Origin of the sequence: Nitratireductor indicus C115 (genome assembly GCF_000300515.1) — a bacterium.
Lineage (GTDB): Bacteria > Pseudomonadota > Alphaproteobacteria > Rhizobiales > Rhizobiaceae > Nitratireductor > Nitratireductor indicus.
This window is the reverse complement of the sequence record NZ_AMSI01000010.1, coordinates 174,727-192,281: the sequence shown is the minus strand read 5'-3', so window position 1 is coordinate 192,281 and position 17,555 is coordinate 174,727. Positions and strand designations below refer to the sequence as shown.

Here is a 17,555-nt window from a genome sequence, read left to right as displayed (position 1 = left end):
GGCAGGTGTGCACCTCGGTGCAGATCCTGCTGGTGCATGAGAGCATCGCCGGGGCCGTGGAGGCCAGGCTTGCGCCGATGGTGGCGGGGCTTGTCCATGGCGATCCGGCGCAGGCGGGTTGTGTGACGGGTCCGCTGATCTCGCTGAAGGATGCGGAGCGCGTCGAGCGGTGGATCGGGGAAGCGGTTTCGGGGGGCGCACGGCTTCTGGCGGGCGGCCGCCGCGAGGGTGCGGTGGTTTCGCCGACGCTTCTTGCGGATGTTTCGGGACAAATGAATGTGGGGTGCCGCGAGATTTTCGGCCCGGTCGTGTGCATTGAGCGCTACGGGGATTTCGAGGCGGCGCTGGCGCGGGTGAACGGCACGCCGTTCGGGCTTGCGACGGGGCTGTTCACGAACCGCCTGGATGAGGCGTTCACGGCGGCGCGGCGGCTTCGGGTGGGCGGCATCCATGTGAACGAGACGTCGTCCTCGCGCGTGGACCTGATGCCCTATGGAGGCTCCAAGGAGAGCGGCTTCGGGCGCGAGGGACCCCATCACGCAATGCGCGAAATGACCGAGGAACGCGTCGTCAGTTTCAAAATCTAGGCCGCGCATAGCGGTCGGGCAATTGCATGGAGGCAGGACTTTGACACAGAAGACCGCACTGGTTTTCGGAGGCTCGCGGGGCATCGGCGCCGCGTGCGTGGAGACGTTGCGCAGGCAGGGCTGGAAGGTGGCCTACACCTTTGCGAACAAGCCTGCCGATGCGGAAGGCGCCATCCAGGCCGATGTGCGCGATGCGGCTTCTGTCGAGGAAGCCTTCGAGCAGGCCTCAGAATATCTTGGCGGACGCATAGATTGCGTTGTCGCCAATGCAGGGATCAACGTTCCTCCCGGCCCCCTTGCCGTGTTTCCGGCGGAGAACATGCGCGCTCTTGTCGAGACCAATTTCATCGGAGCCTTCAACGTTCTGCAATCGGCAGCAAGGCATGTGGCGGACAATGGCGCGATCATCGGCCTGACCACCGCGCTCGTGCGTCATGCGGTGCCCGGTGTCGGGCCGTATGCGGCGACCAAGGCTGCGGTCGAAAGCCTTTTGCGCTCGGCACAGAAGGAACTGGCAGGACAGGGTATCCGGGTGAACGGTGTCGCACCGGGCCCGGTGGATACCGATCTTTTCCGGGCAGGCAAGGACGAGGCTGCGCTTCAGCGAAGCGCTGGCATGTCGCCCTTCAACAGAGTGGGGAGGCCCGAGGAAGTAGCAAATGTCGTTGCCTTTCTTGCTTCGGGTCAGGCTTCCTGGGTAGCCGGGCAGATCGTGCAACCGAACGGCGGTCTGGTCTGAACGATGCTTCGCCTGCTTTATACCGAAGCCTCCCCATTCGCGCGGAAGGTGCGGATGGCCGCCCTGGAGCGGGGGGTGGAACTTCGGCTTGAAAGAACGACCGTACACCCGGTGGACCGCAACCGGGCCCTGGGCGAGGTCAACCCGCTGGCCAAAATACCGGTGCTGATTTCGCCGGAGGGAACGCTTTTCGACAGCCGCGTCATCTGTCGCTATATCGACAGGCGCGGACATGGCCCCAGCCTCTATGCTTCCGAAGTCGCGGACCCCTGGGACATTCTCACCATGGAGGCACTGGCCGACGGGATCATGGACGCGGCCGTAAACACCCGTTACGAACTTGTCGCCCGACCCGAACCGTTGCGCTGGCCGGAATGGACGGCGGCGCAGTTCGACCGTATTCATGCCGGGCTCGACCGGATCGAGGACATGGTCGACCGGCTGCGCTCGCCTCATCTGGGTGCGCTGGCATTAGGTGCGGCGCTGGAATATCTCGATTTCCGCCATCCGGATCGGCCATGGCGGGGTCGACGCCCACGGCTGGCGGGATGGCTGGAGGAGTTCGGCCAGTCAGCCCCCATGCGGGCAACGCCCTATCCCGTGGAAGCGATGGCATGAGGCTACAAGAATTGCCTCATCCAGCGTTTCGGCGATCGCGGCGCGAAGGGCTGAACATCATCACGCTCAGGATTTCGAACAACATCTGCGCCCCATTCTGTGCGGTGTTTGTCGTGGGGTCGTAGGCCGGAGCGACTTCGACCACGTCGCCGCCCACCAAATTGACGCCGCGCATGCCCCGGATGAGCTCGAGGGCTTCTCTGGTCGTCAATCCGCCCACTTCCGGTGTTCCGGTTCCCGGTGCAAAGGCAGGATCGAGACTGTCAATGTCGAAGGAAAGATAGGTCGGCCCATCGCCGACAACCTCACGCGCTTTGGCAATCACTGCATCAAGGCCCATCCGGGAGATGTCGCGGGCGTGGACGACCGTCATTCCCGACAGGCGTGAGAATTCCCAGATATATTCAGCGGAACCGCGAATGCCGATCTGGATCGTTCGTGTCGGATCCAGAACGCCGTCCAGAACGGCGTTGCGGAAGGGGCCGCCATGATGGAACCGTTCGCCCTCATAGGCGCCGCCCGTATCGCAATGCGCGTCGATATGAATGAGGCCGACCGGGGAGGAGGCCCCGACGGCGCGGAGCACGGGGTGGGTTATCGAATGATCGCCCCCGACCCCAAGGGGAATGGCACCGGCTGCTACGATGTCCGTCACGAATTTCTCGATATCTTCGTGGCTCTTGTCGAGGCTGAACCGGCTACGAAACGGGACATCGCCAAGATCGGCGACCGACATTTCATATACCGGGGCGCAATCCAACGCATCGTTGTAGGGGCCGATACGTTCTATTGCGCGCAGGGCGCGAGGACCGAAGCGCGCTCCATTCCGGTTCGTGACGGCAAGATCCATCGGCATGCCGTATAATGCGACGTCCAGCCCCGGCAGCGCATCCGATGTTCCATGAGGGGCATCGAGCAGGGTCGGCATGCCCGAATAGGGGGCTGGACGATGACCGCCAGCACCGAAAATCCGCTCCGCGACCCGCTGGAATTGCGGCGTTTCCATCGTTCCGCCGTCATTGTCGCCAAAACGGCGTCTGAGGTCTTCGAGCTGTTTGTGCGTAAAGCTCATGCTGTCCTCCTTCTGGCGTGCGTGGTCTGCGGTGTCATTCATACACCCATGCGCCCGGCAAAACTTATCAACGGTTTGCCGATGAGACCTTCTGTCGAGAAATCGATGAGGCGGCCCAGAGCGATGATCGTATCGTGGCGTTCGATGGTTTCCTCCAGCTCGCAATCGAGTGCGCCGATTGCGCCTTTGAGGATCGGCGCTCCGGTGCTGAGTGTCGTCCAGCGGTCTTGCGAGAAGCGTTCGGATCCCTTCAGCGGGCCCTTGCCGCCAAAAGTCTCGGCCAGTTCCGCGTCGTCCTCGGCCAGGTAGTTGATGGAGTAGTGACGGCTGTCGAGGATTGTCGACAAGGCGCTTGTCTTGCGACCGATCGAAACCATCAGAATGGGCGGAGACGCGCATAGATGTGTGGCCGAAAGGGCGAGCAGGCCCGCCGGGCCGGCCTCGTTCCTTGCAGCAACAACCGCCGCGCCGACGGCGCGAACGCCGATCGCTTTCCAGAATGTGCCTATGTCGATGGCCGGGCGCATGTCGGGCTCTGCCAAGATGATATCTCCTATGAGGTTGTTGCGGGGGCGCCGCCACGGCTCAGCAGCCGAAGCGGCACGGGCTTCGCGGTCGGCCGGTACGCAGCTCAGGCGGCCGGCTTCCACTCCTTGCCGGGTATCGCTGCGATAAGCCGTCGGGTGTAGTCGTTCTGCGGTGCGTTGAAGATCTGCGAGGGTGGCCCGTATTCGACGACGTCGCCCTTGTACATCACGGCGACATCGTCGCAAATCTGACTCGCGATGCGCAGGTCGTGGGTGATGAAGATCATTGCGATCTTCAATTCATCCTGAATCCTGTCCAGCAGTTCGAGAATCTGGGCCTGGATGGAAACGTCGAGTGCAGAAACGGCCTCGTCGGCCACCAGAAGCAGCGGATCGAACATAAGGGAACGCGCTATGCCTATTCTCTGGCGCTGACCGCCGGAGAATTCATGCGGATAGCGTTCATAGGCCCCGGCATCCAGCCCCACGAGTTCAAGGAAACGCAGGGCCTTCGCCTTGCATTGGGCCTGACTGATGCCGTGAGCCATGGGACCCACGGTCAGGATGCGTCCGATGGTATGGCGGGGATTGAGCGAGGCAAAGGGGTCCTGGAAAATCATCTGGATGTATGGCCGCATGGGGCGGAAACGGTCTTCCGTGAGCGGGGCAATGTCCGTTCCGTTGAACAGAATTTGACCGCTATCGCTTTCCATGAGCTTCACCAGAAGGCGACCAAGGGAGGATTTCCCCGATCCGCTCTCGCCCACAATGCCGAGCGTCTGCCCCTTGCGAACGGTCAGGCTGACATCGTTTACCGCGCGCACGGTGCGCCCGCGTGCCAGGAAACCACCGCTGTGATAGACCTTGCAAAGGTTGCGGGTTTCCAGCACCACGACAGGCTCATCCCCCTTCTTGCGATCTTCCTCCGCCATCTTGGGGACGGCTGAAATCAGCCGGCGGGTGTAGGGGTGCTCCGGCGCGTTGAGCACCTTTGCGGCAGGCCCCTGTTCGACCAGATGACCTTTTTCCATGACGATAACCCGGTCGGCGATTTCCGCGACCACGCCGAAATCATGGGTGATGAACATCACGCCGGTGTTCTTGCGGCGCTGGATGGTGCGGATCAGTTCGAGAATCTGAGCCTGGGTCGTCACGTCGAGTGCGGTTGTCGGCTCGTCCGCGATCAGGATGTCGGGGTCGAGCGCGAGGGCCATGGCGATCATGACGCGCTGGCGTTGCCCGCCTGACAGGCGAAACGGATACTGGTGCACGATCAGGTGTGGGTCGGGCAGGCCAACCTCATGAAGAAGCCCGATGGTTCTTTCCATGCGGCTTGCGGGGGTGCCCACATTATGCGCCGCCATCACTTCGGTGATCTGCTCGCCAATGGTCATGACCGGATTGAGCGAGGACAGCGGATCCTGGAAAATCATCGAGATGGCACGGCCGCGAATATTTCGCAAAGTCTGCTTGTCGGCAGTCAGCAGGTTCATGCCCTTGAAATGAATGTCGCCGCCGGCGACGCGGATGGCGGGCGAGAGAATGCCCATGATTGCGTTGGCTGTGACGGATTTGCCCGATCCGGATTCACCGATGATGCAGAGTATCTCTCCGGGTTTCAGGTCGAAGGATATGTCCTTAACGGCATAGCTTCGCTCCATACCCGCCGGAAGATTGATCGTGACATCGCGAACCGATAGCAGCGGTTCCATTGCCGATGTTTCCTTCGTCATGCCGCATGATCCGTCTCGTTGGGGTGGGCAAGACCGTTGATGAAACGGATCAGCACATCCCGTGTAATGGCAAGCTTGTCTTCGGGTATGCCGGCGAATTGCTCGGCTTCATAAGCCGTGACCCTTCGCCGGATGGAAGCGGCAACGGCATGCCCGGACTCCGTCAGCGAAACCAGCCCTTGCGCGTCGGTTTCGATGTGCGCGCGCTGGGCAAGGCGCTCCAGTGCCTCGTTCACCTTTTCTTCCGTGAGGTAGACGCGGCCGATCAACGCCGTCCTGGAAAGATGCGGCCGGCGCCTCAGTTCGGAAAGAATGCGGCTTTGCGCAAGCGAGATGTTTTCCTCGCGGCGATGCTGGTCGAACGCTGCGGAGGAATAATGATGAGCAAGATAGAGAAGTGTGGTCAGGGGTTGCTCGGCCAATGCCGGTCCCGTGTCGCCAACCGGTGCTGCCGCGTTCGCCAAGGTCCTGAAGGCAGGGTGCTCGTCCACGACGCCGTATTGGCCCTGCGCGTACAGAAGGGGCTTGCCTGCAAAGCGCTGATGATGGAGCACACGGCCGACGAGAATGATGTGATCGCCACCGTCATGGACAGTTTCCGTCGCGCATTCCAGGGTTGCCAGCGCCCCGGCGATGACCGGGCTGCCGCCCTTGCCGGGCGACCATTCCAGGCCGTTGAACTTATCGTCGCTGGAACTGGACAATTTCTGCGATACGTCGATCTGGTTTTCGCCGAGTATGCTGATGGCGAAGTGCGCCGCCTCGCTGAAGGCGCCGAAGCTGCGGGAGGTTCGGGCGATTGACCAAAGCACGAGGGGAGGATCGAGCGAGAGGGAGGAAAAGGAGTTTGCCGTAACCCCTACGGGGCCGTCGGGCGTCGCTGTGGTAATGGCCGTGACGCCGGTTGCAAACTGCCCCAGCGTCCTGCGGAAAGCTTTGGCATCTTCGGCCGGATCACCCTGTTCGAGGATTTCCGGTTTTTCTTGTCTGGTCATGATGTTCCCTTTTGAAGGCACTGAAACTAAAGGAGCAGGACCGGAAATATTGTATATTGTATTTTATCTTGACCGGCATGCCAGTCAATCCGGATAATTGGTTCCCTGCATTCACGACGGCCATCAGGCCGCCGTGTCTTCCATTTCCTGATCGGTTGCACGCGAAGTCGGGGCCGTTACGCGGTCGAGCACATTGGCGATCACCTCTGCAAGGTGGTTGCGCATGGCGCGGGCGGCCCCTTCCGGATCGCCCTTTTCCAAAGCGTCGACGATTGCATCGTGGTGCTCTGCCGCGCTCTGATTCAGGGGTTCGCGTTCATTGGCGTAGTTGCGGGCGCGGCTCACATGCCACATCACCGTTTCATGCATCTTGGCAATGGTCGAATTGCCGCTGCCCAGAACGACGGCCCGATGGAATTCGTCGTTCAACGCATAATATTTGCTGGTCTGGCCGTTTCTGGCCGCTTCTTCCATGGCCTTGTGCACCCGCTTGATCTCGCGAAGCGCGGCTGGCGGTTGCAGTTCGGCGACCTTCATCGCCGAAATCTGCTCGAGCCCGCTCATTGCTTCCAGCTTTTCGGCGAGATCAGGGGGATTGAGCGGGGTGACGACGGCCCCGATATGGGGCACGAGCATGACGAGCCCCTCGACCTCGAGAATCTTGAGCACATCGCGCAGGGGGGTGCGGGAGACACCGAATTCCTCGCATAGTTCCATCTCCGGCAGACGTTCGTCGGGCGCCCAGCGATTCAGTACGATGTCGCGCCGGATATGCGGCAAGATCTGCTCATGAATCGGCTCCTTGGAGACGATGCGCGTCCTGCTGCCATCGGTTCTTCTGCGTGCCGCCGGCTGCCTTCGTCCCGCTTTTTCCTTGCCCGCCAAGTGCGCTCTCCTACCCTGAACTGCCGTCGCCTGACCGCGAAATTGCCGGGGTTCGACAGGGTTCTTATCGTCGATTCTTTGTCAGAATTTCGTATATTGTATAGGAACTAGCGTCAACCAGAGGGCTGTGGCCAGCTGTGACCACCTTCTCCCGGCAGGTGCCGGGAGAAGGTCGGGTCACTTTGTCAGGCGCGCTTTTCCTCGCCTTCCTTCCAGAAGACGTCGCCGTAATTGTAGTTCGATTCCGCTGCCCAGCTATGCAGGTTTCCGAAGGCGGAATTGAATGCCGAGAATGCAGCGTTCTCGTACAACCACACAAGGGCGGCATCTTCGCAAATGACGGCGGAAACCTCCTTGTAAAGCTCTGCACGCTTCACCCGGTCCGGGTTCGAGGCAGCCTTCATCAGAAGATCGTCGACCTGCGGATTGCGATAGCCGATGCCGTTCGTAAAGGGAATTGGCCGGATGTTGGACGAGATGTACTGGCGCTGCATGCCCATTGCCGGATCGGGGCCGGTGGTGAGGCTTTGGACATACATGTCGAAACTGCGCTTGATATAGACGGTTTCGCTGGAGGAGGCATCGTCGATCGCGAGCACCTCCGCATCGATGCCCACATTCTTTAGTTGCTCGGCAATGATCTGCGCCGACTTCACATTGGCTTCGATCGTCCGGGTGACCACAATACCCGCCTTGAAGCGGACGCCGTTGCCATCCCTGGCAAGCCCCGCTTCGTCAAGGAGCTTGTTGGCGGTGTCCGGAGCGTAGGGATACTGGCGGGTGTCGGGATTATAGGCCCAGGCGATCTGGCTGGAGATCGGGCCTGTGGCCACCTTGCTGAGGCCGAAATTCGCCTTGTCGATGATGAACTGGCGGTCGATGGCGTGGGTGATCGCCTGGCGCACGCGCACATCGTTGTAAGGCGCCTTGTCGAGATTCATCATGAGTTCGACGATGGATCCCCATGCATTATGCCCTTCGCCGACCACGGTGATATCCGGATTGTCGCGCAGCGTGCCGACCATGGAGGGCGGAAGGTCGAAATAGGCAAGGTAATCGACTTCTCCAGCCTCCAGTGCGCGCACCCGCGAAGATGCTTCGGGAATGAAGCGGGAAACGATGCGGTCCACATAGGGACGGTCCTTACGGAAATAATCCTCATTGCGCATCAGCACGACCTCGCGGCCACGTGCCCATTCGGAAAATTTGAACGGTCCCGTTCCCACCGGCGCCGTGTTTGCCGGATTGGTCATGATGTCGGTGCCGTCGTAAAGGTGCTTGGGTTGAATGTAGCTCTGGCTGGCGATGAAGGTCAGGAACACGTCGTTGGGAGACTTCAGCGTGAAGACCACGGTTGCCGGATCGGGCGTGGTGATGGAGGCGACATACTGACCAAGCGCCTTGCCGATATTGTGGTATTCGAAGAGCACTTTCTCGAAGGTGAATTTCACGTCATCTGCACTGAAGGGTTCGCCGTCGTGCCATTTCACGCCTTCCTCCAGGGTGAAGGTGTAGACGAGACCGTCTTCGGAAATCTTCCACGACTTCGCGAGGTCGGCGACAGGCGTAAAATCCGTCTTGAGGCCGACGAGCTTGCTGAAGACCGGGTTCGAGATCAGCTTGGTGCTCGAATCCGTGGTGATGTTCAGGTTCAGATGCCGTGGTTCGCTGCCGGAGCCGACGATGAAGGAGCCGCCATAGCGGGGCTCGCCGGCTGCGAACGCCATGCCGGGCATGGCGATAAAGGGTGTTGCGGAAAGGGCTGCGATGCCTTGCAGAATGGCGCGGCGGGAAAGGCCCGCTCCGGGAATGTCGAACTGGTCGCGCTTTCTCATATCGTTACTCATCAATGTTCCCCAGTTTTGCTTGCTTGTTATGAAGTCATGCTTTCCCGATGGCCGGACGGCCGGCCACCGGTATTCCTTGGTTTCCGCTCTCAGGCGGAGTTCCTGATCTTGGTGGCCGGATGGGCCGGCCGGGCAATGCCCAGATTTTCGCGCAGCGTGGTGCCTTCGTAGTCGGCGCGGAAGAGGCCGCGGCGCTGAAGAACAGGCACAACCTGGTCGAGGAATTCATAGAGCCCGTCCGGGAAATAGGGCGCCATGATGTTGAAGCCGTCGCAGGCGCCGGCGTTGAACCAGTCTTCCATCGTATCGGCGATGCTTTCGGGTGTGCCGCAGAGCTGGAGATGGCCAGCGGCACCGGTCACGCGCATGTAGAGCTGACGAATGGACAGGTTTTCCTGGCGCGCCATGCGCAGAAGGGGCTCACGGTGGCTTTTCACACCATTCAGCTCAGGCAGATTGTCGGGCAGGGGGCCGTCGAGCGGGTAGCCGGACAAATCGCCGAATGTGCGCGCCAGCATGGCCAGCCCCACCTTGGGATGAATAAGGTTCTGGATGCGGGCATATTTTTCCTGCGCCTCCTCCATGGTCCTGCCGATGACCGGCATGATGCCGGGCATCAGGATCGCGGAATCGGGTGAGCGGCCGTATTTGGGGAAGCGCGCCTTAAGCCCCTTGTAGAAGCCTGCCGCATCGTCGCGGCGCTGCTTGGCGGTGTAGACGAGATCGGCGGTGCGGGCTGCAAGTTCCTGACCGGGCTCGGAGGAACCTGCCTGGGCGATGACCGGATAGCCCTGGGGCGGGCGAGCGATGTTGAGTGGCCCGCGCACGGAGAAGTCCTCGCCCACGTGATTGAGGACATGCATCTTTGCGGGATCGAAATAACGCCCGCTTTCCTTATCGCGGCAGAAGGCATCGTCTTCCCAGCTGTCCCAAAGACCGCGCACGACATCGACGAATTCCTCCGCCCGACCGTAGCGGATCGAGTGTTCCAGATGCTTGTCGCGGCTGAAATTCCTGGCTTCCGCCTCGCTCCAGGATGTCACCACATTCCAGCCCACGCGCCCGCCGCTGATGTGATCGAGCGAGGCGAATTTGCGCGCGATGTGATACGGCTCGTTATAGGTCGTGGATGCCGTGGCAATGTAGCCAATGCGTTCGGTCACGGCCGAGAGACCCGCAATCAGGGTGAGGGGCTCGAACTGGTCGATGCGGCCGCTGTAGCTCAATGCATCGTCATCGCTGGCGGCCGTGCGTACCGCAATGCCGTCGGCCAGAAAGATGAAGTGGATCTTGGCTGCTTCGGCCGCCTGGGCCATTTCCTTCCACAAGGCAAAGTCGAGCGCTGCATCGGCGCGGGCTTCCGGCAGCCTCCAGCCAGCCGGATGCGTACCGTTCGATACCAGGCTGAGCCCGATTTTCAGTTGCCGATTACTCATCTTGCGTAAAACCCTCTCTTGGAATGTCCCGTGCCGCTTGCAGGGAGGCCGGGCGCTTTCTTGGCCGTCGCGTCCTGCGGCTCCGGCATTTTGTGCATAATGTATATTGTGCACGAAATGATCTAAGGTCGATTTTGAGCGAGTGTCAAGCGGGGCGTTTCGATTTCGTATGCCGGCTGCCTTGGCTATGAAAAAATATCACGTTTAAAATCAATGCATTAAATCTGGTCCTCCCTGCGCTTGGAAGAAATTGGGACTTGTGTGTTCGGCGCGATTGTGCTGTTGTCGAAATACGTTATACAATCTTGCCAATCAAAAACGAGCGTGTGTCGAGTGCGCGCCGGGGAACCCAAAAATGCGAGAGGAAGGTTCGTGTCCGCAGATATTGTGAATTCGGCGTCGCCGGCCGGAGAGAAAAGGGGCCTGGCGGGCAGGCTCCGCACACTTCGTTACATCGGTCTCAAAATCCTGAGCGCCATCCCCATGCTGATCGGCGTCATCACGGTCAATTTTCTTCTCGTGCATATCGCGCCGGGAGACCCGATCAGCATTCTGGTGGGCGAAACGGCGCCGACCGAAGAGCAGGTCGCGGCTCTTTATGCCAAGCTCGGCCTCGATCAGCCGCTTTATGTTCAGTACTGGGAGTATCTCGTCTCCGTCTTCAAGGGAGACCTTGGCTATTCCTATGTGATGCAGGCGGATGTGGTCGACCTTATCGCCGCGCGCATTCCGGCCACTGTGCTTCTCATGCTGAGTTCGCTTCTGGTGTTCACCGTGCTTGGGGTTGGGCTTGCCGTTCTGGTGGCGCGCAAGCCGCGTTCCGTTTTCGACCGTGCCGGTTCCATTCTCGCCGTGATCGGCTATTCGGTGCCGGCTTTCTGGCTGGCCCAGATCGCGCTTGTGGTCTTCGCGCTCAATCTGCGCTGGTTTCCCACCAGCGGCATGACCAGCAGCCGGCATGTCTATGAGGGGTTCGCCTATGCCGGTGACGTCCTCCTGCACCTGTTCCTGCCGGCATGCGTGCTTGGCATGCGCTATCTTGCGATCAATTTCCGCTATGCGCGGGCGTCCATGCGCGATGCGCTTTCCCAGGACTATATCACCACGGCCCGCGCCAAGGGGCTCAGCGAGCGGCGTGTGATGTTCCATGCTTTCCGCAACGGCGTGCTGCCGATCATTACCGTGTTCGGCCTGAACGTAACGGACATTCTGGCTGGCGCGGTGTTGACCGAGATCGTGTTCGGCTGGCCGGGACTGGGCCGGCTCATGTACGACGCCATGTATGCCCGCGACTATCCATTGCTCATGGGCATGTTCGTCTTCGTCTCGATCGGCATCATCATCACCAATCTCGTTGTCGACATCGTCTACAGTATCTTCGATCCGCGTGTGGGGCTTAAGTAGGATGAGCGTCAAGAATTCAGACACTGCAGTCGTTCTTCGCCGGGGAGCGTTCTCGACGATTTCGGCCGGAATCTCCGCGCTGAGGCTCGACGGGCCTTCGCTTGTTGCGCTCGTTACGCTCGTCGTGATCGCGGTCTTCGCCTTCGTCGTTCCGCCATTCCTCGGCGACGTGAACTCGATGGGAGCCGATTCCTTCGCGCCACCGGGGCTGACCTATCTCATGGGCACCGATGATTTGGGGCGCGATGTTTTCAGCCGGTTTGCCTATGGGGCGCGCATGTCGCTTTCGGTTGGTGTTCTTGCCGCGCTCACCTCCTGCATCATCGGTGTCACGCTCGGCGCGATCGCCGGCTACATGAAGGGAGCCGTCGATATCGTATTGATGCGCATCGCCGAACTGTTTCAGGTGATCCCGCGTTTCTTTCTCGCCCTGCTTGTGATTGCGCTGTTCGGTACGAATGTCGTTTTCATCATCATGACCATCGGCCTGCTCGGCTGGCCGGAAGTGGCGCGCATCACACGCGGCGAATTCCTGAGCCTGCGCGAGAGGGAATATGTGCTTGCCGCGCGCTCGGGCGGGCAGTCCACCCGCGCCATCATCTTTTCGGAGATATTGCCCAATGCCATGCCGCCGCTGATCGTGGCCATGACCATGCAGGTTTCCTCTGCGATCCTGCTTGAAGCAGGGCTGAGCTTCCTGGGGCTCGGCGATGCCTCCAATCCCAGCTGGGGCCTGATGCTCAACGAGGCGCAGCAATTCCTGACACGCGCCTGGTGGATGGCTGTTTTCCCGGGGCTTGGGATTCTGGTCACCGTCGCGGCCCTGAATGTCTTCGGAGACCATCTTACGGATGTGCTCAACCCGCGCTTGAGGGGAGGAGCGCGCTAGCCGCGAAGCCGGGTGTTGACGTCCGGCTCGATGCGGAAATCTCACCTAAGTCGTATACAATATTATGAGTTCGTTATACCGAAATCCCGGATACGGACAGAACCCTGGATGTAGAGAATGCGGAAGTTAAAGGTCGGAATTGTCGGTGGCGGGATCGGAGGTGTTGCCTTGTCTGCCTCGCTGCGCGCTCATGGTATCGAGGCACATATTTTCGAGCGAGCGCCTGCTTTCGGCGAAGTGGGTGCCGGTATCCAGATGACGCCGAACGCCGTGAAAATCCTTCGCGCGCTCGGTATGTTCGACGAGCTGGAAGCGGTCAGCTTCCTGCCGCAGAACATCATCGGCCGCGATTGGAAATCGGCACGCGAGATGTGGCGTACACCGTTGGCGCGCGATTGCCCGCGCCTCTATGGCGCACCGTTCTTCCATGTCCACAGGGCGGATCTGCACAGGATTCTCCTCGACAAGGTCGATCTGTCGAAGACGGCCCTGGGCGTGCAATGCACCGGTGCCCGCCAGGAAGGGAAGACGGCGGTGGCCTGCTTTGCCGATGGCAGCGAGTTCGAGGCCGATGTTATCGTCGGCGCGGATGGAATCCACTCCACCATCCGCAAGACCCTTTTCGGAGACGAGCCGCCGCGCTTTACCGGCAATATGTGCTGGCGCGCGGTCGTTCCGTTCGACACGCCGCCATTCGATTTCGTGAGCCCCGACAGTTCGTTCTGGCTCGGACCGAAAGGGCATGTGGTGACCTATTATGTCTCTGCAGGCAGGGCAGTGAATATCGTTGCAGTCCTTGAGACCAAGGACTGGGTGGCGGAATCCTGGAATGTACCTTCAAGCCGCGATGAGCTTCTGGCCGGTTTCAAGGGCTGGCACGAAAATCTTCAGAAGCTCTTTTCGCGAGCGGACGAGGTGTTCAAATGGGGGCTTTTCGACCGTGATCCGATGCCGTCCTGGACGGTTGGCCACATGACGCTTCTGGGCGATGCAGCGCATCCCATGCTGCCGTTCCTCTCGCAGGGGGCGGCCATGGCCATCGAAGATGGTTTCGTGCTCGCGGGGTCTCTTGCCGATGCGGCTTCTCCCGGCGAGGCATTGCAGCGTTACGAGAGCCTTCGCAGGCCCCGCACCACGCGGGTGCAGCTTGAATCGCGCGAGCGCGGGCGCACTTACCACCTCAGTTCGCGGTTTGCGCGGATCAAGCGCGATCTCGGCTATCGCTGGCGCAGCCTCGTCAATCCGCAGACCAGTGGGCTCGGCGCCAACTGGGTTTACGAATATGACGCGCAGGAACAGCTGCAAACTTCGGCTTTGCCTCAGACGGCATAAGCCCAGCCATTTTGGGTGGAGGAGCCGCAGTTGAACAGCGAGGAACCTGAAGAAGAGGTGCGGCGACCTACGGTCGTCGTGCTTTTTCTTGGCGTTGCCGTCCCACTGCTTCTCGGCATGATGGACCAGACCATCGTTTCCACGGCGCTTTACGACATCTCTCAGTCTTTCGGCTCGTTCGAACTGGTGAGTTGGGTGGTAATCGCCTATCTCGCGGCCAATGCGATCTCGGCTCCGCTCTATGGAAGGCTTGGCGACGCCTTGGGCCGGCGCAGGATGATGTTCATCTCGCTGGTGATTTCCATGGTCGGCAGCGCGGCATGCATGTTGGCGCCGAGTTTCGGATGGCTGGTGGCGGCGCGGGCCGTTCAGGGGCTTGGCGGCGGGGGGCTTATTGCGCTCACGCAGGCGCTGGTAAGCCAGGCATTCGAGCCGCGGTTACGGGCGCGTTACCAGGGATACCTCGCCACCGTCGGCATGAGCGCAAGCACGATGGGGCCGGTGATTGGCGGCTTCATGACGGAAGCCTTTGGCTGGCGGGCCATCTTCGCAGTGAACCTGCCGCTCGGACTTCTGGGCCTGTTTCTCATATCCCGCCTGCCGCCTCGTCAGCGCCCCCGCGATCCGTTGCGGATCGATGGTGTCAGTGTGGTTCTGCTCGCGGCGATGCTGGCTTTTCTCATTTCGCTGACTGCTCCAGGCATCGGATTGTTTCAGCCGCGCTGGGCGCGGGCTGGTCTGATCCTGGGGGCAGCGTTGCTGACCTTTCTCTTCTTCCGCAATGAAAGCCGCACCGCTCATCCGCTTTTTCCGGTGGTCTTCCTGCGCAATGGAACAATCCGCATGAGCTGCCTGCTGGCGCTGTTTCATGGGGCGCTCTATGTTTCGCTTTTCACCTTTATCCCTGTCTATTTCAGTGCGGTGCGCGGGTTTTCGGCTGCGGGTGCCGGGCTTCTGCTTTTGCCGGTCACCCTCGGCGTCGGGCTGGGCTCCATGTTGACGGGCTATCTCGTCAGCCGGACCGGGCGGATGACGCTTTTCCCGGCGGCAGGGCTCGCACTGGCGTTTCTGCTTCTGCTGACGGTCGGGCTCTTTACGGTGCAGATGCAGACTGGTGTTCTCGTCGGTCTGTTTGGGCTTGTCGCGTTGATGCTGGGTACGGTGATGGGGGTGGTCCAACTGGTGGTGCAGATCGAGGCGGGAGACCGCATGCTCGGCATCGCGTCAGCCAGTGTGCTTCTGACCCGTTCGCTTGGTGCATCCCTGGGAGCTGCGGCGAGCGGCCTGGTGGTCGCCTCCTCTGCCGCGGTGGCGGACGGGTTTTCCTGGGTCTTTCTGCTGGCGGCGCTTTTCGCGCTTTGCGGCTCACTTCTGGCCTGGTTTATCCCGGGCGGTCAGATCGAGGGAACCAAGCCGGACCGCCGCTGAGGCCGGACGAATTTCGCCCGGTCCGCTGAGCGGCTCAGAGGCCGAATATCACATGGCCACCGGCATCGATCTGCCAGAAGGGATTCCAGGCGATTTCCCAGGCGTGATCGTCGGGATCGGCAACATAACCGCGAAATCCTCCGTGGGGTGGCTTGTCTGCGGGCCGAAGGATGCGCCCGCCGGAATTGGCAAGCTGGCGCATCAACGGCTCGACATCTTCTTCGCGGGCCAGGTTGTGCGCCAGTGAAAATGCGCCGGGCTGCATGAGGCCAGAACGGCCCATATCCGTCTCCAGCGCGGTTTTCAGAAAGGTACCCAGAACAAATCCGTTCATCTGGTAGAAGACGATCTCATCGTTTTCGAAGACCGGCTTCCAGCCGAAGCCCCGTGTATAGAAATCGCGCGACCGCTCGATTGCCTCAATGCCGAGTGTGATGACGGAAATCTGCTGTTGCATCTCATAACCTCTTCTTTCACCCGCGCGGATTTGCGGGGTGTTCAAGGCCATGGGACTCGTCGCGTTTGCGAAGGTCAGGACCCGCTTTGGCGGGAGCCAGGCTAACCGCACCGACCTCTCCTTTTTTGACAGGGGAATCCTGCTTGGCATCCGCATCCCTGTCAAGCAGGCGCTGGCTTTTGGGCGAACTGGCCGGGTCGAAACGCTTTATTGTGACTTGCGAAGCGACGGCTGATCGCGCAAGCACTGGGGCGGTGCTTCGTGCCGCCCGAAAAACGAAATTACAGGATCAGGCCATGAACGATCAATCGCAGCAGACCACAAAGACCATCGACCCCGTGAAGCTCGACCGGCTGGCCGAGGTCGCCGTCAAGGTTGGGCTCGGACTGCAGAAGGGGCAGGACCTGCTCCTGACTGCGCCCGCGGCGGCGCTGCCCCTCGTGCGCTTGATCGCCAAACATGCCTATAAGGCCGGCGCGGGGATCGTCACGCCGATCCTCTCGGATGAGGAGATCACGCTGAACCGTTTCCGCAACGGTGCAGAGGAGAGCTTCGACCGTGCTCCCTCCTGGCTCTATGAAGGGATGGCGAAGGCATTTTCTGCCAATACGGCGCGGCTTGCGATTGTCGGCGATAATCCGATGCTGCTTTCCGGAGAGGATCCGGAGAAGGTGGCTCGCGCCAACAAAGCCAATTCGATCGCTTATCAGCCGGCGCTGGAGAAGATCGCCGGTTTCGACATCAACTGGAATATCGTTGCCTTTCCCGGTCTGTCATGGGCGAAGCAGGTGTTTGTGGGCGAGCCGGATGACGTGGCGGTCCACAAGCTTGCCGAGGCGATCTTCGCGGCATCAAGGGTGGACGTCGCCGATCCTGTGGCTGCCTGGGATGCGCACAACGAAGCGCTGCACGCGCGGATGAACTGGCTCAATGACGAGCGCTTTGCGGCACTGCATTTCACGGGCCCGGGCACTGATCTGACCGTTGGTCTGGCAGACGGTCACCTGTGGCAGGGCGGGGCTTCGACCGCGAAGAATGGCGTCATCTGCAATCCGAACATCCCGACGGAAGAGGTTTTCACCACGCCGCATGCCTTGAAGGTCGAGGGCCATGTGGTGAGCACCAAGCCGCTTTCCTATCAGGGAACGCTGATCGACGAGATCGCCGTGCGCTTCGAGGGCGGACGCATCGTCGAGGCGAAGGCGTCGCGTGGCGAGAATGTGCTGAACCGTGTGCTCGATACGGATGAAGGTGCGCGGTGTCTCGGCGAAGTGGCGCTCGTGCCGCATTCCTCGCCGATCTCCAGCAGCGGCATTCTCTACTACAACACGTTGTTCGATGAGAATGCCTCATGCCACATCGCGCTTGGCCAATGCTATTCCAAATGCTTCGTCGACGGTGGCTCGCTTTCGCCGGAACAGATCGCCGCGCAGGGCGGGAACAAGAGCCTTATTCACATCGACTGGATGATCGGGTCGGGCGAGGTCGATATCGACGGCGTGCGCCCGGACGGAAGCCGGGTGCCGGTGTTCCGCAAAGGCGAATGGGCCTGATTGAGGATTGGTCCGGACGGTCTGTCCGGGCTGTTCTATCCGAACTCTGACTC

At 60.7% G+C, this 17,555-nt stretch carries 16 protein-coding genes; 8 read left to right on the top strand and 8 right to left on the bottom strand.

The window, feature by feature from the left end:
- The 3 genes from NA8A_RS15670 to NA8A_RS15660 all read left to right on the top strand — a co-directional run.
- Positions 1–587: aldehyde dehydrogenase family protein (locus tag NA8A_RS15670; protein ID WP_009451313.1), on the top strand; the 587-nt coding region annotated here is incomplete at its 5' end.
- 40 nt (positions 588–627) lie between these two features.
- Positions 628–1,326: an SDR family NAD(P)-dependent oxidoreductase gene (locus NA8A_RS15665; protein ID WP_009451312.1), complete on the top strand. Its 699-nt coding sequence runs from the start codon at positions 628–630 to the stop codon at positions 1,324–1,326.
- Positions 1,327–1,329: 3 nt separating this feature from the next.
- Positions 1,330–1,944 (top strand): glutathione S-transferase family protein, encoded by a 615-nt coding sequence (locus NA8A_RS15660; protein WP_009451311.1) that lies wholly within the window; start codon positions 1,330–1,332, stop codon positions 1,942–1,944.
- Between the two features lie 16 nt (positions 1,945–1,960).
- Here the strand turns inward: NA8A_RS15660 and speB are convergent, their stop codons facing one another.
- From speB to NA8A_RS15625, 7 genes are all read right to left on the bottom strand, one after another.
- Positions 1,961–3,016 (bottom strand): agmatinase, encoded by a 1,056-nt coding sequence (gene speB, locus NA8A_RS15655; protein WP_040672815.1) that lies wholly within the window; start codon positions 3,014–3,016, stop codon positions 1,961–1,963.
- 38 nt (positions 3,017–3,054) lie between these two features.
- On the bottom strand, positions 3,055–3,558 hold the full coding sequence (locus NA8A_RS15650; protein ID WP_240532803.1) for a flavin reductase family protein: 504 nt from the start codon (positions 3,556–3,558) through the stop codon (positions 3,055–3,057).
- An 89-nt stretch (positions 3,559–3,647) separates the two neighbouring features.
- Positions 3,648–5,276 (bottom strand): ABC transporter ATP-binding protein, encoded by a 1,629-nt coding sequence (locus tag NA8A_RS15645; RefSeq protein ID WP_009451308.1) that lies wholly within the window; start codon positions 5,274–5,276, stop codon positions 3,648–3,650.
- On the bottom strand, positions 5,273–6,271 hold the full coding sequence (locus tag NA8A_RS15640; protein WP_009451307.1) for a flavin reductase: 999 nt from the start codon (positions 6,269–6,271) through the stop codon (positions 5,273–5,275). Before NA8A_RS15640 ends, NA8A_RS15645 begins: the two co-directional genes overlap by 4 nt.
- A 123-nt stretch (positions 6,272–6,394) precedes the next feature.
- The gene (locus NA8A_RS15635; RefSeq protein WP_009451306.1) at positions 6,395–7,156 is read right to left on the bottom strand and encodes a GntR family transcriptional regulator; all 762 of its coding nucleotides are present in this window, start codon (positions 7,154–7,156) and stop codon (positions 6,395–6,397) included.
- A 185-nt stretch (positions 7,157–7,341) separates the two neighbouring features.
- Complete coding sequence (locus NA8A_RS15630) at positions 7,342–9,003, bottom strand: ABC transporter substrate-binding protein (RefSeq protein WP_240532802.1); 1,662 nt, start codon at positions 9,001–9,003, stop codon at positions 7,342–7,344.
- Positions 9,004–9,092: 89 nt separating this feature from the next.
- A complete protein-coding gene (locus NA8A_RS15625; RefSeq protein WP_009451304.1) occupies positions 9,093–10,439 on the bottom strand; it encodes an LLM class flavin-dependent oxidoreductase in 1,347 nt (448 codons plus the stop codon).
- Between the two features lie 372 nt (positions 10,440–10,811).
- Between NA8A_RS15625 and NA8A_RS15620 the strand changes: the two genes are divergently transcribed.
- The 4 genes from NA8A_RS15620 (at position 10,812) to NA8A_RS15605 (ending at position 15,492) form a co-directional block, all read left to right on the top strand.
- A complete protein-coding gene (locus tag NA8A_RS15620; protein ID WP_009451303.1) occupies positions 10,812–11,843 on the top strand; it encodes an ABC transporter permease in 1,032 nt (343 codons plus the stop codon).
- Position 11,844: 1 nt separating this feature from the next.
- Entirely contained in the window at positions 11,845–12,732 is an 888-nt protein-coding gene (locus NA8A_RS15615) for an ABC transporter permease (protein WP_009451302.1), read from the top strand.
- Between the two features lie 117 nt (positions 12,733–12,849).
- Complete coding sequence (locus NA8A_RS15610) at positions 12,850–14,064, top strand: FAD-dependent monooxygenase (RefSeq protein ID WP_009451301.1); 1,215 nt, start codon at positions 12,850–12,852, stop codon at positions 14,062–14,064.
- 30 nt (positions 14,065–14,094) lie between these two features.
- The gene (locus tag NA8A_RS15605) at positions 14,095–15,492 is read left to right on the top strand and encodes an MFS transporter (RefSeq protein ID WP_009451300.1); all 1,398 of its coding nucleotides are present in this window, start codon (positions 14,095–14,097) and stop codon (positions 15,490–15,492) included.
- A 34-nt stretch (positions 15,493–15,526) separates the two neighbouring features.
- Here the strand turns inward: NA8A_RS15605 and NA8A_RS15600 are convergent, their stop codons facing one another.
- Complete coding sequence (locus NA8A_RS15600; RefSeq protein ID WP_009451299.1) at positions 15,527–15,949, bottom strand: VOC family protein; 423 nt, start codon at positions 15,947–15,949, stop codon at positions 15,527–15,529.
- A 296-nt stretch (positions 15,950–16,245) separates the two neighbouring features.
- On the opposite strand from NA8A_RS15600, the gene NA8A_RS15590 reads away from it, so the two are divergent.
- The gene (locus NA8A_RS15590) at positions 16,246–17,502 is read left to right on the top strand and encodes an aminopeptidase (RefSeq protein ID WP_009451297.1); all 1,257 of its coding nucleotides are present in this window, start codon (positions 16,246–16,248) and stop codon (positions 17,500–17,502) included.
- Positions 17,503–17,555: the final 53 nt, after the last annotated feature.